We start from the raw sequence: 25,366 nt of genomic DNA, 5'->3' as shown, positions 1-25,366 counted from the left end.
GTCCACTGCATCAATACACACAGTGACCACCGGCGGCACGACCATTTTCGCTTGCGCGATCTGCGCGGGTTGTCAATCCCCTCGCGCAGAGCTTGGCCATGGTCCTCGATCAGTTCGTGAAGTAGCTGTTGACCATGTCTGTGGCGAGGACCGTAGGGGGATGGAGCGACAGGCAATTGAGGAACTGAACGCGGGCCTCGCCGAGTTCACGGGCGATGTCTTCGCGTACCTGGCCTACGCGGGCCAACGTGGTTACGGACGGCAGTACCTGCGCGGGCCGATGTTGGACGGCAGACGCAAGTCGGCGGAACCGATGGCGGAGCGCCTGGGCATCTCCCGGCAGAACGTTGGTCACTTCGTCGCCCAGTCTCCCCTGGGACTACCGGGAGGTGATGCGGCGTGGGGCGGCCCGTGCGCACTGGGTGCTGAGGCCGTCGGCCTGGCTGATCGACGATCACCCCTTCGTCCGCTACGGGCATGGCGCCGCCGACGCGATCGTGCCGTACTGCGGCGAGCGCGAGCAGCACTTGTGCCAGGTCGCGGTGTCTGTGCACGCCGTCTCAGGCCGGGGGTCGTCGCCGCTGCACTGGCGGCTGTTCCTGCCGCAGAGCTGGGCCGAGGACCGGTCACGCTGCGCGAAGGCAGGTGTTCCGCCCGAGATCGCGCACCGCACCAAACAGCGGATCACCCTTGACCTGCTCGACGAACTCGGCCGGTGGGGCCTGGCACCACCGCTTGTCGTCGCGGACAGCGACTACGGCACCAACGTCGCCTTCCGCACCGGGCTGAGCGCACGGGGCATCCGCTGGCTGCTGGCGGTCACGGGCCACACCGTGGTCCTGCCCGCCACCGGAGCCCCGGTCACGGCCTGGTCTCGCAGGCGTCCCAGCATCACCGTCGACCAGGTCGCCGCGGATCACCGTTACATGTGAACGTGGGTGGGCGCGAGACCTGCGCCTTGGCCGTAACCTCCGTGCCCCGTGTCGTATGTGAAACAAGACCAGCGCAGCCGTGGGCTCCAGCCGGGCCCTGTTCCTCGACGCCGTCGAAGGCTGCGGTAAGGGGCGGGCTCCCGCTCACCCCAACTGTGCCCCGCCGTCCTCGTCGAGAAAACCCGAGAGCGCCAGAAGGTAGCCCAGTTGTGCCCGGCTGGTGCTGCTGAGCTGCTGGGACACCTTGCGGACGTGCTCGGCGACGCTGCGTCGGCTCATTCCCAGGCGACGCGCGATGGAGTCGTCGGTCTCGCCGGAGACCACGGCGGACAGGATGGCCCGCTGGATGTCGGAGGTGATGACCGGCGGTCGGACCGGTGACTGCTCCGGCTCGATGGGCACCGAACGTGCCCACGCGCTTTCGAAGGACTGGGTCATGAAGCGCAACAGAGCCGGGTGCCGTACCTGCAGTGCTGCCGCGCCCCGGTCGTCCGAGACGGGGATGAAGGCCACCTGACGGTCACAGATGATCAGCCGTTCGAAGACCTCGGCCAGGGTACGGACCTCGGCTCCCGCCGAGGCGACTTTCTCAATGTAGGAGAGGGTCGCGCGGTGAGCGCGGACGGTGTGCTGGTAGATCGTCCGTTGCCGCACTCCGCGGTCGAGCAGTCGCAGATCCCTGGCAAGCGCCTCGCCCAGCACGTGGGGAGCCCGGCCACCGCCGGGTTGAGCGGTCATCAGCTCCTCGTGGCAGTTCTCGACCGCGTCCTCCAGTGCCTTGTTGATCAGCTCCCCGCCCTTCAGCAGCGTCAGCGTGGGCAGTTCGTCCTTCCTGCTATCCGCGTAGATCTCTTCGAAGGACGCGAAGGTCGCCTGAAGGGAGCGGACCGTGCGCTGCTGCTGTTCGATCACATCCTGCAGGGGGTTCAGGACCGAGTGAGCCGCCGGTCCCGGGGGGACGGCGACGACCCGGCCCGGGGCGTGGGGGTCCGCCATGACCAGCTGCAGGTCATGCAGGCAGTCGGGCACCTCCTGGGAGGGCAGTCGCTCCCCCTCCAGCACGCGTCGGTACATCTCTGCCGCGCGTGTGCACGGAGCAGCGCCGGTCGATATGTCGCATTTACAAGGAGTAACGGCGGATTGCTCTTGGTTCACAAGTATGCAGGTTACATTCATGGCCCCTTCCGGGCGTGGGTGAAGCCGTTCCCGTCCGTAAGCATGAAGTCACCGCAAGAGAACTGGCCCTTACAGCCCGAAAGTGGTGTTTCATGCGTCGTCTGTTCCGCCCCGCCGCCCTGTCCTGCGCTGTTGTGTCACTGTCCGTTCTGGGCGTGTGCGCGTCCGGTGTCGCCGGCGTCGCTAACGCGGCCCCGGTGGCCGACTCCGGCTGGGGTCCGCACTCTGTCCAGGCCGCGGCGGGTGACGACTCCGGCTGGGGCGCCGGCGCGCAGCAGATCGCGGACGACTCGGGCTGGGGTGACCGGGCGCAGTAGGCGATGCGGCCGCGGGCTCCCTCCGACTCCGGTGCCACGCCGTCCGGCTCCTGACAGAGGTGGGAGGACCGCGCCCCACTCCCGATGCAACCACAGCGAAGACGCAGCCGACCCTCTGCAGGCAACCGGTTGCAGCCATCCGACGCAGCCATAGCGAAAGGCGGAACCTCGTGGCTGACAGAAGTCACTGCGATGACCTGATGACGTTCATCGCGGCCAGCCCCTCCCCGTATCACGTGGTGGCGAGCGCGGCGGACATGCTGGGGAGGGCGGGGTTTCGCCGGCAGCGGGAAGCGGACGCCTACTCCGGTGCTACGGGGGGACACTTCGTCGTCCGCGGGGGCGCCCTGGTCGCCTGGCACGTACCCGCGGGCACCGGCCCGCGGACTCCCTTCCGTATCGTGGGCGCTCACACCGACTCCCCGAACCTGAAGATCAAGCCGTCCGCGGACACCAGCACGCTGGGGTGGCGACAGGCGGCCGTGGAGACCTACGGGGACGTGCCCCTCGACTCCTGGTTCGACCGGGATCTGGGGATCTCGGGCCGACTCGCCCTGCGTGACGGATCGACCCGGCTGGTCTGCATCGACCGGCCCCTTCTCCGCATCCCACGTCCGGCCGTCGGCCCCGACGCCGGTGCGGGAGGCCCCTTCCGGCTGGACCCGCGACGGCACAGCGCGCCCGTGTGGGGCCTGGGCGGTGCCGAGGACGGGTCGCTGCTCGGCCGTATCGCGGACGAGTCGGGCACGGACCTGTACGAGATCCTGGGCTGGGACTTGATGCTCCACGACATCCAGCCGCCCGCCTATCTGGGCGACCGGGAGGAGTTCCTCGTCGCCTCCCGGCTGGACAACCTCGTGGCGGTGCATGCCGGGATCACTGCCATAACCGACGTCGCCGCTCTCGGGGCGGTGTGTTCGGCTCCCGTGGCGGTGCTCGTCGCCTTCGATCACGAGGAGGCGGGCGGCGGGTCCGGAGCGGGAGTGCGTAGCCGGCTGCTGGAGGAGGTCCTGAGCAGATCGGTGACCGCACGCGGAGGCGCGGCGGAGGACGAGGAGCGGGCGCTCGCGCAGTCGTACTACGTCTCCACCTCCATGACCCATGCCGTGAACCCGAACCAGCCGGAGTGTCACGATCCCGACTACTGCCCGCTGCCCAACGGAGGGCCGGTGGTGAAGACGAGTGCCAACCAGGCTTACGGCACCGACGGGCAAGGACTTGCCATGTTCGCCCGGATCTGCGAGCGGACCGGGACGCCGTGGCAGCAGTTCGTCGCCGACGGCTCTCTCAGCTGCGGTACCACGCTGGGCCCCGCGGTCGCGGCCCGGCTGGGCGTGCCCACCATCGACGTGGGCGTGGCGGGACTGTCGATGCACTCAGCGCGCGAACTGTGCGGCGCGGACGACCCGTTGCTGCTGACCACCGTACTGGCCGCCTTCTTGTCCGCCGCCTGAAACATCCACCGCACTGCGTACGAGCAAGCGGCCGTCCGCCGGGGTGCTCACCAGGAACGCAACAGGCTCCGGCCGCACGGAATTCGTCCATCTACGAGGGGGACCTTGTGACTGTCGGTCATGCTGATCTGTTCGAGGGAGAGACCTACGAGTTCCAGGCCTCTCGCGCACAGCAGCGCATGTACGTACTCGAAGAACTGGCGCACGGTTCGCCGACGTACCACGTGCCGCTGTGCTACGAACTGGACGGCCCCCTGGACGAGTCCGCGCTGCGGGCCGCCGCCCAGGGGCTGGTGGACCGGCACGAGTCGCTGCGTACCCGGTTCGCCGTCCGGGACGGCCGTCTGGTGCAGCTGATCAGTGCCCGTGCCCGGCTGGACTGGCAGGTCGACGAGGCCGGGGAGGACGCCACCCCGGACCGGGTCCGCGACTGGCTGCGGGCGCGAACCCGCCGCCCCTTCGACCTCGAACGCGGTCCGTTGTTCCGCGTCTTCCTGCTGCGGGTCACGGCTACCCGCCGGATCCTGGTGCTCCATCTGCACCACATCGTCTGCGACGGCTGGTCGGCGGGGGTGCTGCTGCGCGAACTTACCGCTGGCTACCGGGCGCTGACCGAGGGACGGCCCGATGACCAGAAGCCGCCGGAGTTCCAGTACGCCGACTACTCCGCCTGGCAGGAGGAGTGGCTGGCGAGTCCGGCCGCCCGCCGGCACGAGGAGTACTGGCGTGCGCAGTTGGAGGGAGACCTGCCTCTCCTACGGCACCCCACGAGCCGCACGGGACCGGAGGCGGGACCCGAACGCCCGGGCGCCGTCCACCGCTTCACACCCCCGCGGCAGGCGGTCGAGCAGCTGGCCGAGTTGTGCGTGGCCTCCAACAGCACCCTGTACATGGGGATGCTGGCCGTCTTCGACGTGCTGCTGAGCCGGTACACGGGGCACACCGACATCGTGGTCGGCACCCCGGTGGCCAACCGCAACCGCGCCGAGTTCGAAGACACTGTAGGGCTGTTCGTCAACACGTCGGTCATCCGTGCCGACCTGTCCGACGACCCGACGTTCGCGCAGCTCATGGCCCAGGTGCGGGGCACCGTGCTCGCCGCTCAGGACAACCAGGACATTCCCTTCGAGTGGATCGCCGCCCTGAAGAACACCGATCGGAGCGAGGGAACCTCGCCGGTCTTCCAGGTGATGTTCGGCATGAACCAGGACGGCGACCTGCGCTGGGAACTGCCCGGCGTCGAGCTCACGCAGATCTCCTCGGAGCTGCGCAGCGCCAAGTTCGACCTCCTCTTCGACGTGTACCAGACGCCTCAGGGAATCGAGTGCTCCATCGAGTACCGCAGCGATCTGCTGGACGCCGCCACCGTGGAACTCTTCGCCGAGCACTTCGGCCGGCTCCTGGAGTCCGCGGTGCGCGAGCCCGGCACGCACGTCTCCCGTCTGGACCTGCTCACCGACCAGGAGCGCTCACGCTGGCTGCGGACGCCTGACGACGCCGCTTCCTCAGAGCATCTCCCGCTTGCGCACGAGCAGTTCGCGCACTGGGCTCGGGTGACGCCCGACCGCACGGCCGTCACCTTCCAGGGCGAGCACCTCAGCTACGCGGACCTCGACCGCATGGCCAACCGCATCGCCCACCACCTCCGGGACCTGGGCGTCGGCCCGGACACCCTGGTGGGACTGAGCGTCGACCGGTCGGCGGACCTCGTGGCCTGCGTCCTGGCCATCCACAAGGCGGGCGGCGCCTATCTGCCGCTGGATCCCGCCTATCCGGCGGAGCGTCTGCGGTTCATGGCGGAGGACTCCGGCATCACCACCCTGCTGGTCAACGACGCGGCCGCCGCCCAATGGACGGACTTCAAGGGCCACGTGGTGCACCTCACCCAGGACGCGCCCGCCATCGACGCCCGCCCGGACAGCGCGCCCGACGTCACCGTGAGCGGCGACCACCTGGCGTACGTCATCTACACCTCGGGTTCCACGGGCCGCCCCAAGGGGGTCCTGGTGCCGCACCAGAACATCGTCCGGCTGTTCTCGGCGACAGACGCCTGGTTCGGGTTCGGGACCGAGGACGTGTGGACGCTCTTCCACTCCTACGCCTTCGACTTCTCCGTGTGGGAGCTGTGGGGCGCGCTGGCCTTCGGCGGCCGGCTGGTCGTCGTCGACTACGAGACCAGCCGGACCCCGGTGGCCTTCCACGAACTGGTGCGGGCCGAGGGCGTGACCGTGCTCAACCAGACTCCGTCGGCCTTCACCCAGTTCGTCCGCGCCGACCTCCAGGCAGTCCCGGACACGGCCGGCCGGCTCGCGCTGCGCTATGTGGTGTTCGGCGGCGAGGCCCTCGACCCCGGGGCGCTGCGGCCCTGGTTCGAACGGCACGGCGACGAGGCCCCGCTCCTGGTCAACATGTACGGCATTACCGAGACGACCGTGCACGTCACCTACCGGCCGATCCGGCAGGCGGACCTGGACTCCGGCCAGGGCAGCGTGATCGGCGTGCCCATCCCCGACCTGCGGCTGTACGTGCTGGACGGGCGGGGCAAGCCGGTGCCCACGGGGGCGGTCGGTGAACTGTACGTGGGCGGGGCGGGCGTCGCGCTCGGATACCTGAACCGGCCGGAGTTGACCGCGCAGCGCTTCGTCGCCAACCCCTTCGCGCCCGACAGCCGGGACGACCGGCTGTACCGAACGGGTGACCTGGTGCGGATCCTCCCCGACGGCGACCTCGAATACCGGGGCCGTATCGACAACCAGGTGAAGCTGCGCGGCTTCCGGGTGGAGCTGGGCGAGATCGAGTCGGCTCTCGTGTCCCACGAACGGGTCTCCGCGGCCGTGGTGACGCTGCGTACGGACGATGCCGGACACTCGTACCTCGCCGCCTACACGGTGGCGCGCACGGACGGTGCCGCCCAGCACCCGCTGCCCGACGAGGAGTTGCGGCGGCATCTGTCGGGTCTGCTGCCCGACTACATGGTCCCGAGCGTGTTCTGCCCGGTGGACGACTTCCCGCTGACGGCGAACGGCAAGGTCGACCGGTCCAGGCTGCCCGATCCGCGCAGGACACCGACCGCCACCGCGACGACGTACACGGCACCACGCACGGCGCTGGAACACCAGCTGGCGGAGATCTGGGCGAGCGCCCTGGGACAGCCGCAGGTGGGCATCGACGACGGATACCACTCCCTGGGCGGCGACTCGATCCGCAGCATCCCGCTCCTCGCGGCCGCCCGGGCGGCGGGCGTCGACTTCTCCCTCATCGACCTGCTGACCTGCCAGACCATCCGCCGGCTCGCCGAGGTGGCCACCGTTCGTGAGGCGGCCGCCGAGGTGCCGCGGGCCGAGCCGTTCCGTCTGGTGGCGGCCCAGGACCGCCCGCGGCTGCCCGCGGGCCTGGCGGACGCCTACCCGATGACCCGGCTGCAACTGGGCATGTTCTTCCACACCAGTCTGTCGGCGAGCGGCACCGGCGTCTACCACAACACCTCCGCCTACCGCCTGCGGGCGGCCTGGTCCGAGGACGCCTGGGTCACGGCCGTCGCCGCAGTCTGCGCCCGGCACGACGTGCTGCGTACCTCCTTCGCCCTGCACGGGTTCAGCGAGCCGCTGCAGCTGGTCCACGCCGCCGTACCGCCGCCGGTGACCTTCGAGGACCTGCGGGGGCTGACCCCCGGCGAGCGGGCAGCCGCCGTGACGGCCCGGCGCGCCCACGAGGCGGCCACGCCGTTCGACCGCGAGCGGGCGCCCCTGATCCGGTTCCACGTGCAGCGGCTCAGCGAGGACACCTGCCAGCTGTTCGTCACCGAGCACCACGCGATCCTCGACGGCTGGAGCGAGCGCTCGCTCTTCGCCGAACTGCTGCTGCGCTACGGCGACGCTTTGCACGGGCGCCAGGAGCGGCCGAGGAACGCCCTCGCGTCGCGTTTCTCCTCCTACGTCGCTCTCGAACGGGAGGCCGTCCAGGACGAGGACGCCGCCCGCCACTGGATCTCCCGCCTCGACGGCATGGCTGTGACCGAGCTGCCTCGGCTGCCGGAGCGGGCGGACACGGCTGGCGGGGCTTCCCGCGCGGCCTTCCACGCGGCGCCGCTGCCGGCCGCCCTGCACGGGCGTCTCACCCGGCTCGCCGACCGGCTGGGCGTCTCGCTGCGCTCGGTGCTGCTGGCGGCACACGTGCGGGTGCTGGGGGTGCTGGGTGGGACCGACGATGTGGTGTCCGGAGTGGTCTACAACGGTCGGGGCGAGGAGCGGGACGCCGAGAAGTGCCTGGGTCTGTTCCTCAACACCCTGCCGTTGCGGGTCCGGCTCGGCGGTGGCAGCTGGGCCGACCTCGTCACGGAGGTCGCCGCCGCGGACACCGACGCGCAGCGGCACCGCAGGTTCCCGCTGGCGGACATCATGCGCGTCACCGGGCATCCGTCGCTGTTCGAGGCGTTCTTCAACTACACCCACTTCCACGTCGAGACTTCCCTCGCCGGTCACGCGGAGATCGACGTGCTGGAGTCCGAAAGCTCCGCCGGCACCAACTTCGCCTTCGGCGCCGAGTTCGCGGTGAACACATCCGACGGCCGACTCACCCTGGGGCTGCGATACGACCCCGGCCAGTTCGGCCGTGAACAGGTTGAGGGCTTCTTCGGGCTCTACGCCGAGGCGCTGGACGCGCTGGCGACGCGCGCCGACGAGACGTACCACCACACCGGTCTGCCCAGCGCCGGGGACCTGCGGCGGCTGACCGCCTGGAACGCCACCGGCCGCGACTACACCAGTCCCTCCCTGCTGCACCGGCTGGTGGAGGAGCAGGTGGCCCGGACCCCCGACGCGGTCGCCCTGCGCTGCGAGGGCGAGCAGCTGACGTACCAGGAGATGGACAGCCGGGCGGCCCGCCTGGCCGGGGTGCTGCACGCCCATCGGGTGGGCCGCGGTGACTTCGTCGCCGTCGTCATGGACCGCTGCGTGGACCTGCCCGTCGTGCTGCTGGGCATCCTCAAGGCCGGTGCCGCCTACGTGCCGCTCGATCCGGACGCCCCCGACCTGCGGGTGCAGGGCATCCTCGCCGACGGCGCCATCGACACGGTGGTCACCACCCGGGAGCAGGCCGGCCGCTTCGACGTGCTGCCCGGCGTCCGCGTCCTGGTCGCCGACGACGCGCTCGCCGCGCCCCCGTCCGGTGACGGCGTCCTCGCCTGCGCGGAGCCCCTCCCCGACGAACCGGCCTACATGATCTACACCTCCGGATCGACGGGCCGCCCCAAGGGCGTGGTCGTCTCGCACCGGGCCATCGCCAACCGGCTGCTGTGGCACCAGGAGACGTTCGCGCTGCGGCCGGGCGAGGCCGTGCTGCACAAGACGCCGTACACCTTCGACGTATCCGTGTGGGAGCTGTTCTGGCCGCTGCTGGCGGGCGGCGTGGAGGTCCTGGCACGACCGGGCGGCCACCGCGATCCGGCCTATCTGGCACGGCTGATCACAGCTGAACGCATCACGACTGCGCACTTCGTGCCGTCGATGCTGCAGGCGTTCCTGGAGGATCCGGCCGCCGACCGGTGCACGGGTCTGAAGCGGGTCTTGTGCAGCGGCGAGGCACTGCACACCGAGTTGCAGGACCGGTTCTTCCGGGTGCTGGACGGCGTGGAGCTGCACAATCTGTACGGGCCGACCGAGGCGGCCGTGGACGTCACGCACTGGCAGTGCGCGCCCGGCGCCCGGACGGTGCCGATCGGTCGGCCGGTGGCCAACACCGGTACGCACGTCCTGGACGCCCGGGGCCTGCCCGTGCCGGTCGGTGTCACCGGGGAGCTGTACCTCAGCGGCGTCCAGCTGGCCCTCGGCTACCACCGCCGGCCCGATCTCACCGACGCCGCGTTCGGAGAGCGGACGGACGAGAGCGGGCGGCGGCTCCGGATGTACCGTACGGGCGACTTGGCACGCTGGCTGCCCGACGGCACGCTGGAGTACCGGGGACGCCGAGACTCCCAGATCAAGCTGCGTGGCTTCCGTATCGAACTACAGGAGATCGAGCGGACGATGACCGCCCATCCCGCGGTGCACGAGTGCGCAGTCCTGGTGCACGGCGAGCACCTGGCGGCCTACGTCACCGCCGCCGGAACCGTGCCTGACGCCGAAGAGTTGGCCGCGTTCGCCGCGCAACGGTTGCCCGGATACATGGTCCCGGCCCACTGGGTGCCGCTCGCGGCGATGCCGCTGACCACCAGCGGCAAGCTCGACCGCAAGGCCCTGCCAGCGCCGCAACGCGGCACCCCTCAAGTCGGCCGGCCAACCGCGCCGTCCGACGCGACCGAGGAACGGCTGCTCGGCATGTGGAGGCGTCTGCTGGACATCGACCGCCTCGGGGTGGAAGACGACTTCTTCCGCTGCGGCGGCCACTCCCTCACCGCCGTACGGCTCGTCGCGCAGATCAACGCGGAGTTCGGCACGGACCTGCCGGTCTCCTTCGTGCTGTCCCGTCCCACGGTGGCCCGGCAGGCCGAGCTCCTGCGCCGCGGCGCCCCGGACACCATGCCGTCGTCGCGCGCCGTGCGGCTGGGCGGGGACGGTCCCGCGGCTCCGCTGTTCCTGGTGCACGCGGCCGGCGGCGGGGTGCTGTGCTACCGCGACTTCGCCACCGCACCGACCGGACGCCCCTGCCACGCCCTGCCGGCGCCGGGTCTGGAGCCCGGTGAGCGGCCGCTGGACTCCGTCCCCGATCTGGCCGGGTACCACCTCGAGACGGTCCGCGGGGTGGCGCCCTCGGGGCCGTACCGGCTGGGCGGCTGGTCGTTCGGCGGAGTGGTCGCCCACGAGATGGCCCGGCGGCTGCGCGCCGCAGGCGAGACGGTGGAGGTGCTGGGGCTGATCGACAGCGGATACCCGGACCCCTCGCTGGAGCCCGCGGCACCGCACGGCATGCTGCTCGCGTTCGCCGAGGACACATTGCTCTCCGCCGGCCTGCCCGTGGACGAGGCGCTGCGCCGGGGACTGGCCGCCGCCCGCGACCACGAGGAGGGGCTGCGCGTCCTGGCCGCCCGGCTGCGCGAGCTAACGAGCCTCGACCACCGTCAACTGATACGGCACTACTCCGTCTTCGAACGCAATCTGCGGGCCATGGCCGCCCACCGCCCCGCCCCCTACGACGGCCTCGTGCACTTCTTCGCCGGCACCGCCACGGTCCGCACCGGCGCGGCGGCGCGCTGGCAGGCCCTGGCCCGAGGCGGGTTCACGGTGCACACCCTGGCCGCCGGCCACCACGAGATGGTGCGCGAACCTCACGCTGCGACCGTCCTGCACACCCTCGACTCCGCGAGGAGGGTCTGATGGCCCGTTTCATCCCGGTGCCGCGGACGGGGCTGTGGCGCAACACCGACTTCCGCAACCTCTGGTTCGGTTTGACGGCCTCCCTGTTCGGCGCCAAGATCACCGCGATCGCGGTCCCCCTCATCGCCAGCCGCACCCTGCACGCCAGCCCGCTGGAGATGGGTGCCCTGGTGGCGATGGAGTACGTGCCCTACCTCGTCCTGAGCCTGCCGGCCGGGGTCTGGTTGGACCGTCGGCCCAAGCGGCCGTTGCTGATCCTCAGTGATGTCGTCCGTGCCGGGCTGCTCATGTCGATTCCGGTGAGCTGGCTGCTCGACCTGCTGTCGGTGCCCGTGCTGCTCGTAATGGCGCTGCTCATCGGGTTCTGCACGGTCGTCTCGGACATCGGCAGCGCCTCGTACCTGCCCTCGCTCGTCGGCCGCGACCAGCTCGTCGAGGGCAACAGCAAGCTGGAGCTGAGCAGTTCGGCCTCCAACATCGGCGGGAACGCGCTGGGCGGCGGGGTGCTGCAACTGGTCTCGGCGCCGCTGGCGCTGTTGTTCAACTCCGTGGCCTACCTGCTGTCCGCAGCGTTCACCTTCCGCATCCGGCACCGGGAACCGGCGCCGCGGGGCCCAGCGCCCGAAGAACGGCCCAGCGCGCTACGGGAGATCCGGGAAGGCGCCCAGGCGGTCTTCGGGCACCGCACCATCCGCAGGCTCGTGCTCGCCACCGTGATCTTCAACTTCTTCACCTTCGCCGTCGAGCCGGTCTTCCTGCTCTTCCTCACCCGCAGTCTGGACCTGCCGGCGTTCTCCATCGGCCTGGTCTTCTCCGCCTCCGGCGCGGGAGCGCTCGTCGGCGCCCTCATCGCCGCTCGGGTCAGCCGCCGGTTGGGCCTCGGCCGGACCCTCGTCGGCTCGCTACTGCTGGCAGGCTCGGCCGCGCTGCTGATCCCCACCGCGACCCTGGTACCGGCCTGGTCCGCGCCCTTCCTGATCGCCGTCATGTACTTCGTCGACTCCATGATGGTGATCGTCTACAACATCAACCAGCGCAGTCTGCGGGCCGCGTTGACCCCGGACCGGCTGCAGGGCCGGATGAACGCCTCGATCCGCATGGTGGTCATGGGCGTGGCCCCGGCCGGCGCCTTCACCGGCGGCGCGCTCGGAGGCTGGCTCGGCACGCTTCCGGTGCTCGTGCTCGGCGCGGCCGGAATCCTGCTGGCCGGGGGCTCCCTGCTCTTCTCCCACGTCCGGGCGATCGCCGCGCACCCCGTGCCGGAGTCCGCCGCCGTCTGAGCGTCTCCCCCTCGTCTCGCCTCCTCTCCCCCTCTCGTTGCCCCCGCGCGCCCTCGGCCCGATCGACGCGAGCGCGCCCTCCCGCGCTGCCCACACAGCAGCAGAAACGGATCTCTTGTGCCCCCTGACCACGACAACGGCGCGAACCCGGCACTCCCGCTGAGCGGACGCATCGGCAACGGTCCGAGCGACCTGCTCAGGGAGGAGGTCCTGGATCCGCAGTTCCACCACGAGGCGGCCAACCTGCTGCCGTACTACATCGCCGTCGAACAGGCACTGGTCGCCGAGTACCTGCGACTCGGCCTGGTCACCGACACGCAGGCGGCCGAACTGGACCGGCTGCTCGGCGCCGTGACACGCGAGGAGCTGCTGGCCGAGCGGCAGGCGAGCATGTCCGACATCGCCTTCACCCTGGAACGCCATGTGGAGGCGCAGCTGAGCGAACCGGTCCCGGCCTGGCACGTGGACCGCAGCCGCAACGACCTCCAGGCGTGCGCCCAGCTGATGTACGGCAGGGCGCGGCTCGCCGACGGCGCCGGCACCCTGCTCGACCTCGGGCAGGCGGCCCACCGTCTGGCCGGCCGGTACACCGAGGATCCCATGCCCGGCTACACCCATCTGCAGGCCGCCCAGATCATCACGCCCGGCTTCTACCTCGCGGCCCTGCTGGAGCAGGTCCTGCACACCGCGCGACGCCTGTTGAGCACCTACGACGGGATCGACGCGTGCCCGCTGGGCGCCGGGGCCATGTCGGGCCAGGAACTCGCCTGGGACCGGGACCGGCTCGCCCGGCTGCTCGGCTTCGGCCGGGTCCAGCCGCTGGCCCTTACCTCCATCGCCTACCGCGGCTGGACCCTGGAGACGACCGCCGAGTTCGGCATCTTCGGGGTGGCCCTCAGCCGATTCGCCACCGACCTGATGACCTGGGGCAGCAGCGCCTACGGCTATCTGGACCTGCCGGACGAGCTGTCGGGCATCTCCTCGGCGATGCCGCAGAAGAAGAACTTCCCCATCCTCGAACGCATCCGGGGCAGGTCCGCGCATCTGGCCTCCTGCCACACCGACGCGGTCCTCGGCCAGCGCAACACTGCCTTCTCCAACTCGGTGGAGGTCTCCAAGGAAGCCGCGGCCCAACTCCCGTACGCCTTCGACAGCTTCGAGAGTGTGCTACGGCTGACCACGGCCGTCCTCGAACACGCGCGGTTCGACACCGAGCGGATGGCCGCCGCCTGCGAGGAGGAGTTCCTCGGCGGTTTCGCCCTGGCCAACGCTCTCACGCTCCGCGAAGGAGTGTCCTGGCGGCGAGCCCAGGTCATCGCGGGCCGCTACATCGTCGCCGCCATGGCCGCGGGCCGGACGCCGACGCAGACCGACCCGGCCCTGCTGAAGCAGGTGGCGGCGGATCTCGACACGGACCTGGCCGCGCCGGAGGAGGTACTCAACGGGATCTTCGACGTCCGGCAGGCCCTGCGCACGCCACAGTCCGCCGGCTCGGCACACCCGGATGCGGTCGCGACGGTCCTCGACGCGCAGCGGGACGAACTGGAACGGCTGAGCGGGGAATGGGCGGCACGCGCCCGCCTCGCGCACGGCGCAGGAGGAGAAGCATGACAGCGCATCTGCGCACCAGGCAGCACCGGACACTGGCCGACGTCACCGAGCTCAGGCGCCGCGTCCCGGACGCGGGCGTCGGGCGCGCCTTCGGCACCTTCGGGGAACTCCTGCAGGGCGTGCTGCCCGAAAGCGGCGAGCACTTCATGGTGACCCTGCCGGTGGCCGTCTGGGCTACCGCGACCTTCGCCTACGAACCGGGCGCGTCATCCGTCGACGTGGCACCGGCGCACAAGCGCAAGGCGGCGCGCCTGGCGCAGGCGGCGCTGCGGGCCGCGGGCCGCCCCGGCGGCGGCCGGCTGCGCATCGGCAGCGACCTGCCCGAGGGCAAGGGCATGGCCAGTTCCTCCGCGGACCTGGTGGCGACCGCCCGGGCGGTCGCCGCGGCGGTGGGCGTCACCTTCGCCCCGGCCGACATCGAGTCGCTGCTGCGCGGCATCGAGCCGTCCGACGGGGTCATGTACGACGAGATGGTGGCCTTCAGCCACCGGGAGGTCCGGCTGCGCGAACGCCTGGGCACCGTACCCGCGATGACCGTCATCGCCTACGACGAGGGCGGCCAGGTGGACACCATCGGCTACAACCGGACCACCACCGCGCCCGGTGCCGCGGAGACACGCGAGTACGCCCGACTGCTCGACCAGGCACGCGAGGCGATCCACCACGCCGACCTGGGCGCGCTCGGCCGGGTCGCCACCCGCAGCGCGGAACTGAACGCCCGTCACACCTCCCGTCCCGCACTGCCCGTGCTCCAGCGCATCTGCCGGGAGATCGACGGACTCGGTGTCGCCTGCGCCCACAGCGGCACCATGCTCGGCATCCTGCTGCCCCACGGCGACCCGGAGGGATGGGCGAAGACCGACGCCGCGCTCGCCGCGTGCGCCTGGTTGCCCGGAACCACGATGCTCTACCGCTCGCTGGGCCACGACGACGACTGGTCCCTCGGCACCCCCCACCCCATTGCGACCTCCCCACGCACCACTGACCCGGCCATCGCCTGAGGAAGTGAACATGCTCTTTCCCACCGTCCACGACATGGTCGGGCACACCCCTCTCGTCAGGCTCCGCCTCGATGTGCCGGAAGGCACCGAGGTCTACGCGAAGCTGGAGCTGGCCAACCCCTTCGGCATGAAGGACCGGGTGGCCAAGAGCGCCATCGAGGAGGCGCGCCGCATCGGCGCCCTGCTGCCCGGCGCCCCGATCGTGGAGAGTTCCTCCGGCACGCTCGCGCTCGGCGTGGCGCTCGTCGGCCGCTCGCTCGGTCACCCCGTGCACATCGTCACCGACCCACGGATCGACGCCACGACCCTCGCCAAGCTGCGAGCCCTGGACGCCCAGGTGCACGTGGTCCCGCGGATGACCGAACAGGGCTGGCAAGGTGCCCGCCTGGAGCGCCTCGAGGACCTGCTGCGGGAACTGCCGGGCGCCTTCTGGCCGCAGCAGTACACCAATCCCGACAACCCCCGCGCCTACCGCTTCCTCGCCGACGAACTGCTGCGGGACCTGGGCACGGTGGACGTGCTGGTGGGAGCGGTCGGCAGCGGCGGCTCGCTGTGCGGCAGCACCCGCGCGCTGCGCCGGCAGCTGCCCGGGCTGCGCTCGGTGGGCGTGGACTGCGTGGGCAGCGCGCTGTTCGAGCAGCCCGACGTTCCCAAGCGGCTGCAGAGCGGCCTCGGTAACAGCCTCTCGCCCCACAACCTGGACCGGGGCGTCATCGACGAGGTGCACTGGCTCAACGACCACGAGGCGTTCGCCGCGGCCCACGCCCTGGCCCGGGAACAGCAGATCTTCGCCGGCAACACCTCGGGCTCCGTGTACCGGGTGCTGACGGACGTCGCGCGTCGCGCCGCCCCGGGCAGCCGCATCGTCGGCATCCTCCCGGACCGCGGCGACCGGTACGCGCAGACCGTCTACAGCGACGCCTACTGGGCCGAGCACGGCGTGACCGATCTGCCACTGGCCTCCCGACCCGAGGAAGTCGCCTACGGCACCCCGGTGAAGCAGTGGTCGCGCGCCATTCTGCGCCGACCGGCCGACCTGCCGCGACGCATCCTGTTCGTCGAGGCCAACACCTCGGGCACCGGCATGATCGCGCTGCGTACGGCCCGGGAACTCGGCCTGGTCCCGGTCCTGCTCACCGGCAGCCCGGAACGGTACGCGGGACTGTCCGAGGCCGACGCCGAGATCCTCATCTGCGACACCAACTCCCTGGCCGCGCTGCGAGAAGTCGTCCAGCGGACGTTTCCCCGCCAGGAACTCGTCGGCGTCACCACCACCAGCGACTTCTACGTGCCCGTCGTCGCCGAACTCGCCGACTGGCTGGACCTGCCCGGCAACACGGCCGAGGCGGTCGTGGCCTGCCGCAACAAGGCTGTCATGCGCACCACACTGCGGGACGCCGGAGCCCGCCAGCCGCGGTTCGCGCTGGTCACCGATCCGGCCGGAACGGCCGGATCGGTGCGCGAGGTGGGTCTGCCCTGCGTGGTCAAACCGGCCGACGACTCCGGCTCGAACGACGTACTGCTGTGCCGCACCGCCGAGGAGGCGGCCGCGCACGCCGCGGCCGTCCTCGCGGTACGGACGAACGTACGCGGCCTGCCCACCGCCGGGACCGTCCTGGTGGAGGAACACCTCGCCGGGCCCGAGTTCAGCGTGGAGATGTTCAGTGACGGCGGTGTCCACACCTGCGTCGGCATCACCGCCAAGGAGGTGACCGACGGCCCCTACTTCGTGGAGACCGGGCACCTGTTCCCCGCACCGCTCACCGAGGCGGTCGCCGCCGACATCGTCGAGACCGTCAGCGCCGCCCTGAAGGCGGTCGGCTGGGAACTCGGCGCCACCCACACGGAAATACGGCTCACCGAGCGCGGCGCCACCGTCATCGAGATCAATCCCCGGCTGGCCGGCGGCATGATCCCGGCGGCGGTCCACCGGGCCACCGGCCTCGACCTGCTCCAGCAGCAGCTACGCGCCGTCACCGGCATACCGCTCGACCTCGCCCCGCGACGCGCCGGGTCCGCCGGCATCCGGTTCCTGCTGGCCGAGGAGAGCGGAACGCTTCGGGCCGTCGAGGGCGTCGAGGCCGCGCGCGCCGTCGACGGCGTCGCCGCGGTCACCGTGACCGCCGCCGAGGGGGCGGCGGTACGCCCCGCCCAGAACGCCTACGGACGCCTCGGCCATGTCATCGCCGCGGGCCCGGACGCCGAGTCGGTGCGCCGCGCCCTGGCCGCCGCCACGGGCGAACTACACGTCCACGTCACCACCGAACCCACCCCCGGGGATGAAGTCCGATGATCGAACTGCGCAGCGACACCTTCACCACACCGACCGACGCGATGCGCCGGGCCATGGCCGAGGCCGAGGTCGGGGACGACGTGTACGGCGAGGACCCCACGGTACGGGCGCTGGAGGAGCGGGCCGCGGAGCTGACCGGCAAGGAAGCCGCCTGTCTGATGCCGAGCGGCACCATGGCCAACCTGTGCGCCCTGCTCACCCATGCACCGCGCGGGTCGAAGATCCTGGTCGGCGACGAGACCGACATCTACATCTACGAGGCGGGAGGGGCCTCCGTCTGCGGCGGCGCGGTCTACGAACCCCTCCCGAACCAGCCCGACGGACGGCTCCTGCCGAGCGACCTGGAGCGTGGTTTCCCGGACGACCCGGACGACCCCCAGTTCGCGCTGCCGGCCGTGATCTGCCTGGAGAACACCCACAACCGGTGCGGCGGCGTGGTGCTACCGCCCGAATACACCCGTGAGGTGAAGGACTTCGCCGACGCGCGCGGCGTGCCCGTCCACCTCGACGGCGCACGCCTGTTCAACGCGGCCGTGGCACTGGGTGTGCCAGCCGCCGAGGTGGCACGGGACGCGGACTCGGTGCAGTTCTGCCTCTCCAAGGGGCTGGGCGCCCCCATCGGGTCGATGCTGGCCGGCGGCACGGACTTCGTCCGGCAGGCCCGCCGCTTCCGCAAGATGCTGGGCGGCGGCATGCGCCAGGCCGGTGTGATCGCCGCCGCCGGACTGCTCGCCCTATCGGACACCGAGCGCCTCGCCGAGGACCACGACAACGCCCGGCACCTGGCGCTGGGCCTGGCGGACACCGATGGCATCAGCACGGACCCCAAGGACGTGCAGACGAACATCGTCATGTTCCGGGTGACCGACCCGCGGTTCACTTGGCAGACCTTCGTCCACGCCGCAGCGGCCCAGGGACTGGCCCTCGCCGAGCTCGGTCACGGCCGGCTGCGTGCGGTCACGCATCGCGACGTCGGCCGGGCGGACATCGACGCGGCCGTGCGGATCGTACGGCGTGTCCTGGCTCAGGGGCCGGAGGCGCGTCATGAGCGCTGACCCGATCCCGAGCAGCATGAGCGAGGGCAGGGCGGAGCTGCTTCGCCGCCTGCTGAGCGGCCGGGGTGCCGCCCCCACGGCGGCCACGGTGGTGCACGCGCCCCGCACGGGCCGGCTCCCGGCCTCCAGCGCTCAGGAACGGCTGTGGTTCCTGGAGGAGTTGCACGGCGCCAACGCCGCCTACAACGTGCCCCTCGTGCTGCGGATCGACGGTGCCCTCGACCTGCCGACACTGCGCGAGAGCCTGACGGTCGTGGTGCGCCGGCACGAGGCGCTGCGCACCACGCTCGCCCCGGACGACGACGGTCTGCGCCAGCTCGTCGCACCGGCGTGGTCCCCCGAGATCACCTGCGTGCAGACGCGGGACATCGCGGAGGCCGACCGTGACATCGAGCGTGAGGCGCAGGTGCCGTTCTCGCTAGCCTCCGCCGAACCGCTGCTCCGCGCCCGTCTTTACCGCACCGGCCCGGACCGCCACTCCCTCTTCCTCAACCTCCATCATGCGGTCACCGACGGCTGGTCGGAGGGCGTCCTCTTCCGCGAACTGTGGCAGGCGTACCGGCAGTCGGTGTCCGGGGAATCGGTCGAGCTGCCGCGGGTGCGGATGCACTACGCGGACTACGCCCACTGGGAGGCCGCCCAGCGCGACTCGGAGGATGCGCGCGAGCAACTGCGGTACTGGAGGCGGCGGCTGGCCGACCCACCGGTCCTGGACCTGCCGGCCGACCGCCCGCGGCCAGCCGTGCCCTCGGTGGACGGGGGCAGCTTCACCATCGACTTCCCAGACGAACTGGTGGACCGTCTCGAGGAGTTCGCCGAGGGCGAGGGCGTCACGCCGTTCGTCGTCCTGCTGTCGGTCCTGTACGAGCTGCTGCACCGTTACAGCGGGCAGGACGACATCGTGGTGGGCACCACCATGGCGAACCGCACCCGTGAGGAGTTCGAGGACACCATCGGCTTCTTCGTCAACACGGTGGCGCTGCGCCAGGACCTGTCGGACGTCCCGTCCTTCAAGGGTCTGTTGTTGGCGGTGCGGGACACGCTCCGCTCCGCACAGCAGCGGCAGCAGGTACCGTTCGCCCGGGTCGTGGAAGCAGTGGCCCGCCGGCGGGACGCCGCCGTCAATCCCCTCTTCCAGGTGATGTGCAGCTTCCACGACAGCCGGCTCGCTCTGGGCGACGACCCGGTCCCGGGTCTGCGGCTGGAGTTCGCCGAGGTACCCCAGCACACCACGCACTTCGACCTCAGCCTCAACCTGGAACGGCACTCCCGGGGCCTGGTGTGCCGCTTCGGCTACGCCCATGACCTCTTCGACGAGCCGCGCGTGCGGCGCCTCGCTGGGCACTACCTCACGCTGCTGCGGGCCCTAGTTACCGCCCCCGGCCTGACGCCGGCGCAGGTGCCGCTACTTGATGAGCGGGAGCTGCGCGAGCAGGCGGAGTGGAACGCCACCGGCCGCGACTACCCCGGCCCGTTCGTGCTGCATCACTTGGTGGCCGAGCAGGCCGCCCGCACCCCTGGGGCGACGGCGGTGCGCTACGAGGGTGCCGCGCTGACCTACCGGGAGACGGACACCCGGGCCGGGTTGCTGGCCCGCGCGCTGCGGGACGCCGGGGTGCGGCGGGGCGACGTCGTCGCGGTGGTGCTCGACCGGTCCCTCGGCCTTCCGGCCGCCCTGCTGGGTGTGCTGAAGTCCGGCGCCGCGTACGCACCGCTGGATCCGGAGAGTCCTGATCTGCGCCTGCGGGGGATCCTCACCGACGGGGCGATCCGCACGGTTGTGACGACCCGGGAGCAGACCGCCCGGTTCGATCTGCCCGGTGTCCGGGTGATCGCGCTGGAGGACGTCCCGGAGCATACCGGCGATGCCGGTGAGCCCTGGTCGTGCGCGCAGAGCGAGCCGGACGACCCGGCATACCTGATCTACACCTCCGGGTCGACGGGCAAGCCCAAGGGAGTGGTCGTCTCCCACCGCGCCATCACCAACCAACTGCTGTGGCGGCAGGAGGTGTTCGGGCTGGCACGAGACGAACGGGTCCTGCAGAAGACGCCGTACACGTTCGACGTGTCCCTGTGGGAGTTCTTCTGGCCGCTGATCGGCGGGGGCGTGGTGGTCCTGGCACCTCCCGGCGGGCACCGCGACCCGGCCTGTCTGGCGGAACTGATCCAGCGGGAACGGATCAGCACGGTGCACTTCGTGCCGTCGATGCTGCAGCTCTTCCTCGAAGACCCGGCCGCCGTCCGGTGCACCGGCCTGGCCCGGGTGCTGTGCGGCGGAGAGGCGCTGTCCGGCGAACTGCGGGAGCGGTTCTTCCGCACGCTGCACGGCGTCGAGCTGCACAACCTGTACGGCCCGACCGAGGCGGCCGTGGACGTCACGCACTGGCAGTGCTCGCCCGGCGAAGGTCCGGTGGTTCCCCTCGGCCGCCCGGTCGCCAACACGGGGCTGCATGTCCTCGACCATCACGGACGGCCGCTTCCCGTGGGAGTCACCGGCGAGCTGTACCTCAGCGGTGTGCAACTGGCCGCCGGCTACCACCGGCGACCGGACCTGACCGCCGAGGCGTTCGTACGGCTGCCCGACGAGACCGGCGGCTCCCGGCGGATGTACCGCACGGGTGACCTGGTGCGCCGGCTGCCGGACGGCACGCTGGAGTACCGCGGCCGCCGGGACGCGCAGGTCAAGCTGCGCGGCTTCCGCATCGAACTCCGGGAGATCGAGGCGGTGGTCGCCGGGCACCCGATGGTCGCCGACTGCGCGGTGCTCGTGCGTGAGCAGCGGCTCGTCGCCTATGTGACCGGGCACGGCGCTGGCCTCGCCGATCCGGGGGAACTTGCCGAGTACACGGCGGCCCGGCTGCCCGGCTACATGGTGCCGGCCGACTGGGTGCCGCTGCCGGAAATGCCGTTGACGAGCAGCGGCAAGCTCGACCGCAGGGCGCTGCCCACGCCATCGGTCATCGCGGCCCCCGCCGGACGCGAGCCGCGCGACGCGGCCGAACGCCTGCTGTGCACCCTCATCGGCGAGGTCCTGGACCGGCCCTGGACGGACGTCGACGCCGACTTCTTCGAGCACGGCGGACACTCCCTGCTGGCGATCCGGCTGGTCTCCCGCATCCGCGCCTCCTTCCGCACCGACCTGGCAATACGGGCCGTCTTCGAGCAGCCCACCGCGGCAGGACTGGCCCGGCTGCTCAGCGGCGGACCGGGCGAGCAGACCCCGCCCGGTGCCACGCCGCCGGACGGGGCGAGTGACAACCCGGCCCCGCTCGTCGCCGCACAGCGCCCGCCGCGGGTCCCGCTCTCCTACGGGCAGCGGCGGATGTGGCTGCTCAACCGGTTCGAGGAGCAGCGGGCGGCCTACAACATGCACACCGCGCTACGGGTGACCGGACCGCTGGACGTGACGGCCCTCGAGGCGGCCCTGGCCGACCTCACCGAACGGCACGAGATCCTGCGGACCGTCTATCCGGAGGCGGACGGCACGCCCCACCAAGTGGTCCTGGACGCCGAGACCCACCGGCCACGGCTGTGCCTGCACCAGGTCCACGGCGATCTCGCCGAGGCCGTGGCCGAGCACGCCAGCGAGGGCTTCGACGTCACCATCGACCCACCGCTGCGCACCCATCTGTTCACGACCGGCCCGGACGAGCACGTGCTGCTCGTCGTGTTGCACCACATCGCCAGCGACGGCTGGTCCTACGCCCCGCTGTGGCGGGATCTCGCGCTCGCGTACGAGGCCCGCAACGCTGGGCGGCCGCCCAGCTGGGAACCGCTGCCCGTCCAGTACGCAGACCACACGCTGTGGCAGCACCGGGTCCTGGGCGACCCGGCGGACCCGGACAGTGTCCTCGCCCAGCAACGGCGGTTCTGGACCGAGCGGCTGAGCGGTCTGCCAGAGGAGCTCAACCTGCCGGCCGACCGGCCGCGACCCGCCGTGGCCAGCCACCGAGGCGGAACGGTCCGCTTCCAGGTGCCGACCGGCGTGCACCGCGCGCTCGCCGCGCTGTCCAGGGACGCCTCGACCAGCCTGTTCATGACCTGCCAGACCGCCCTCGCCGCCCTGCTCACACGGATGGGCGCGGGCACCGACATCCCGGTGGGCGTGCCCACCGCGGGCCGTACGGACGACGCGCAGAACGACCTCATCGGCTTCTTCGTCAACACACTCGTACTGCGCGCCGACACCGCCGGCGACCCCACCCTGCGCGACCTCCTGAGCCAGGTCCGGGAGACAAGCCTGGCCGGCTACGGTCACCCGGACCTCCCCTTCGAACTGCTCGTGGAGGCGCTCAACCCAGCCCGCTCCACCGCCCGTCATCCCCTGTTCCAGGTGATGCTGGCCTTCCACAACACCGCCGGTACCGCGCCGGCGCTGCCCGGCCTGCGCGTCGAGGAGTTCGCCGTCGCCGAGCGGTTCGCCATGTTCGACCTGCTGCTGGAGATGCGGGAGCGCACCGACGGCCACCGGGAGCCCGCCGGACTGGACTGCCAACTCACCTACAGCACCGATCTGTTCGACCAGGAAACGGCTCGGGCCGTTACCGAACGGCTGTGCACCGTCCTGACGGCTCTCGCCGAGGACCCGGACCGGCGGCTGAGCGAGGTGTCCCTGCTCAGCCCGGCTGAGCGGCGGGCCCTTGAGGTGTGGAACGACACTGAGGCCCCCTGCCCGCAGCTGACCCTGACCGACCTCTTCGAACAGCAGGTGGCCCGCACTCCGGACCTTCCGGCCGTCGACCACGGCGGCCGCGTGCTCGACTACGCGGAGCTCAACGAGCGGGCCAACCGCCTGGCGCGGCACCTCGTCCAGCTCGGTATCGGACCGGACGACGTGGTGGCGCTGCTCCTGCCGCGCTCGGCGGAGACGGTGGTGGCGCTGTTGGCGGTGCTCAAGGCAGGCGCCGGATACCTGCCCCTGGACCCCGCTCATCCGGTGGAGCGCATCGCGACGGTCCTGGCGGACGCGGCACCGTCCCTGGTCGTCACGGCGCCGTCGATCGCCGCCGAGTTCCGGGACACGCACCCCGGGCTTCGATGGCTGTGCCCGGAGGAATCCGGGACGGCAGCGGAGGTCCTGGCCCGGCCGGCAGCCGACCTAACCGACGCGGACCGGGTGCGGCCACTGACCCCGCTGCACACCGCGTACGTCATCTACACCTCCGGGTCGACGGGGCTGCCCAAGGGCGTGGTGATGCACCACCACGCCCTGGTCAACCTGCTCATCTGGCAGGGCCGGACGGAACGCACCGGGCCGGGGCGCCGCACCGCGCAGTTCACCGCGCTCACCTTCGACGTCTCGGCCCAGGAGATCCTCTCCACGCTGGTCGCGGGCGCCACCCTGCTCGTCCCCGACCTCGACATCCGCAACGACTTCGTCGGCTTCGTCCGCTGGCTGGACGGCAGCGGAGCCACCGACCTGTTCGCGCCGAACGTGGTACTGGAGGCGCTGTTCGCGGTGGCGACGGACGAAGGGATCGCCCTCGCGGAGCTGACCCGTGTGGCGCAGGCGGGCGAGGCCCTGTTGCTGTCGGAGCAGCTGCGCGCGTTCGCGGCTGCCCGGCCCGGCCGCCGGATCTCCAATCACTACGGGCCCACCGAGACCCATGTGGTGACGGCGTACGAGTTGCCCGAGGACACCGAGGTCTGGCCGTCCCGGGCGCCCATCGGTGGGCCCGTCGCCAATATCCGGGCCTATGTGCTCGACGAGCGGCTGAACCCGGTCCCGCCGGGTGTGCCCGGGGAGCTGTACGTCTCGGGCAGCGGCGTCGCGCGGGGCTATCTGGGCCGGCCCGTACTTACCGCGGAACGCTTCGTGCCCTGCCCGTTCGCGGGGCCCGGCGAGCGCATGTACCGCACCGGCGACATCGTGCGCCGGAGCGCCGAGGGCAGCCTGGAGTTCCTGGGGCGCGCCGACCACCAGGTGAAGATCCGGGGCTTCCGGATCGAACTGGGCGATGTGGAGGTGGCGGTGGCCTCCCACCCCGCCGTCTCCCAGGCCAAGGTGCTCGCCGTCGACCATCCGACCCGGGGCAGGCAGCTGGCGGCCTACGCCGTCACCGCCGAGGGGGCGCTCCCGCCGACCGCGGAGGACCTGCGTGCCCATGTGGCACGCAAAGTTCCCGCCTACATGGTTCCGGCCACGTACGCGCTGCTGGACAGCATGCCCGTCACCGCTAACGGGAAGGTCGACCAGAAGGCGCTCGCGGACATGGGCGGCCAACTGCCGGAGGGTACTTACACGGCACCCCGCACCCGCACGCAGAGCGTGATCGCCGCGCTGTGGGAGGAACTGCTCGGGGTCGTCCCGGTGGGGATCCACGAGAGCTTCTTCGCGCTGGGCGGTCACTCCCTCCTGGCCACCCAGGCGGTTGCCAGGATCCGGTCTGTGCTGGGCGTGTCCGTGTCCATGACGGACTTCTTCGGCCGTCCCACGGTGGCCGAACTTGCCCGGCACGTGGACGACCTGACGACCGACCAGGCGTGCCCGACGCTGGAGCCCCGGATCGTCCCCCGGCCGCGCACACGCACGGCCGTCTGACCCGGCGGCCCGCCGACCGCACCTCGCCACGACTCACTGCACAGAAGACGGAGACCGAAGATGTCCAACCCGTTCGACGACGACAACAGCCGCTACCTCGTGGTGGCCAACGACGAGGAACAGCACGCGCTATGGCCGGCCCACCTGGAGGTCCCCGCAGGCTGGCAGGTTGTCCACGCCGAGGCCGACCGGGCCTCCTGCTCGGTCTACATTGAGCGCGCCTGGCAGGACATGCGTCCCAGGAGCATCCGCTAGCCACCGTCGTGGGGGGGGGGGGCCGGCCCCCCCCCCCCCCGGGGGGGGCCTGGGGTTGGTGGGGGGGGTGTACATGGTAACGCCTAAAACGTACACACCCCCGAGCAGGGGAGACCCAAACTGGGCGCCCCCCCCGACCAG

The 25,366-nt window shown here is 71.3% G+C and carries 12 protein-coding genes; 11 read left to right on the top strand and 1 reads right to left on the bottom strand.

The genetic code is table 11. The features are described from left to right. Positions 1–215 precede the first annotated feature (215 nt). Positions 216–932: a transposase gene (locus ACIBAF_RS41255; protein WP_399470533.1), complete on the top strand. Its 717-nt coding sequence runs from the start codon at positions 216–218 to the stop codon at positions 930–932. 144 nt (positions 933–1,076) lie between these two features. Here the strand turns inward: ACIBAF_RS41255 and ACIBAF_RS41250 are convergent, their stop codons facing one another. Beyond that, positions 1,077–2,006: a LuxR C-terminal-related transcriptional regulator gene (locus ACIBAF_RS41250; protein ID WP_399470531.1), complete on the bottom strand. Its 930-nt coding sequence runs from the start codon at positions 2,004–2,006 to the stop codon at positions 1,077–1,079. A gap of 194 nt (positions 2,007–2,200) precedes the next feature. Between ACIBAF_RS41250 and ACIBAF_RS41245 the strand changes: the two genes are divergently transcribed. From ACIBAF_RS41245 to ACIBAF_RS41200, 10 genes are all read left to right on the top strand, one after another. After that, positions 2,201–2,425, top strand: coding sequence for a hypothetical protein (locus ACIBAF_RS41245; protein ID WP_399470529.1), 225 nt, complete (start codon positions 2,201–2,203; stop codon positions 2,423–2,425). Between the two features lie 170 nt (positions 2,426–2,595). Then, the gene (locus ACIBAF_RS41240; protein ID WP_399470527.1) at positions 2,596–3,879 is read left to right on the top strand and encodes a M18 family aminopeptidase; all 1,284 of its coding nucleotides are present in this window, start codon (positions 2,596–2,598) and stop codon (positions 3,877–3,879) included. 107 nt (positions 3,880–3,986) lie between these two features. Further along, positions 3,987–11,189, top strand: a complete 7,203-nt coding sequence (locus ACIBAF_RS41235) for an amino acid adenylation domain-containing protein (protein ID WP_399470525.1) — start codon at positions 3,987–3,989, stop codon at positions 11,187–11,189. Then, positions 11,189–12,469 (top strand): MFS transporter, encoded by a 1,281-nt coding sequence (locus ACIBAF_RS41230; protein WP_399470523.1) that lies wholly within the window; start codon positions 11,189–11,191, stop codon positions 12,467–12,469. The genes ACIBAF_RS41235 and ACIBAF_RS41230 overlap by 1 nt, the downstream gene beginning before the upstream one ends. A 117-nt stretch (positions 12,470–12,586) precedes the next feature. Beyond that, on the top strand, positions 12,587–14,080 hold the full coding sequence (locus ACIBAF_RS41225) for an argininosuccinate lyase (RefSeq protein ID WP_399470521.1): 1,494 nt from the start codon (positions 12,587–12,589) through the stop codon (positions 14,078–14,080). Then, entirely contained in the window at positions 14,077–15,081 is a 1,005-nt protein-coding gene (locus ACIBAF_RS41220; RefSeq protein ID WP_399470519.1) for a kinase, read from the top strand. The genes ACIBAF_RS41225 and ACIBAF_RS41220 overlap by 4 nt, the downstream gene beginning before the upstream one ends. A 10-nt stretch (positions 15,082–15,091) precedes the next feature. After that, a complete protein-coding gene (locus ACIBAF_RS41215; protein WP_399470517.1) occupies positions 15,092–17,374 on the top strand; it encodes a pyridoxal-phosphate dependent enzyme in 2,283 nt (760 codons plus the stop codon). Next, positions 17,371–18,429: a low-specificity L-threonine aldolase gene (gene ltaE / locus ACIBAF_RS41210; RefSeq protein WP_399470515.1), complete on the top strand. Its 1,059-nt coding sequence runs from the start codon at positions 17,371–17,373 to the stop codon at positions 18,427–18,429. The genes ACIBAF_RS41215 and ltaE overlap by 4 nt, the downstream gene beginning before the upstream one ends. Beyond that, positions 18,419–24,970 carry an amino acid adenylation domain-containing protein gene (locus ACIBAF_RS41205; RefSeq protein WP_399470513.1) on the top strand — a complete coding sequence of 2,184 codons (6,552 nt, stop codon included), beginning with the start codon at positions 18,419–18,421 and terminating at the stop codon, positions 24,968–24,970. Before ltaE ends, ACIBAF_RS41205 begins: the two co-directional genes overlap by 11 nt. Before the next feature lie 60 nt (positions 24,971–25,030). Next, positions 25,031–25,225, top strand: a complete 195-nt coding sequence (locus ACIBAF_RS41200; RefSeq protein WP_399470511.1) for an MbtH family protein — start codon at positions 25,031–25,033, stop codon at positions 25,223–25,225. The last annotated feature ends 141 nt before the right edge of the window (positions 25,226–25,366 follow it).

Origin of the sequence: Streptomyces sp. NPDC051677, from assembly GCF_044453465.1 — a bacterium.
Taxonomy (GTDB): Bacteria; Actinomycetota; Actinomycetes; order Streptomycetales; family Streptomycetaceae; genus Streptomyces.
This window is presented reverse-complemented; position numbering and strand designations above follow the sequence as displayed.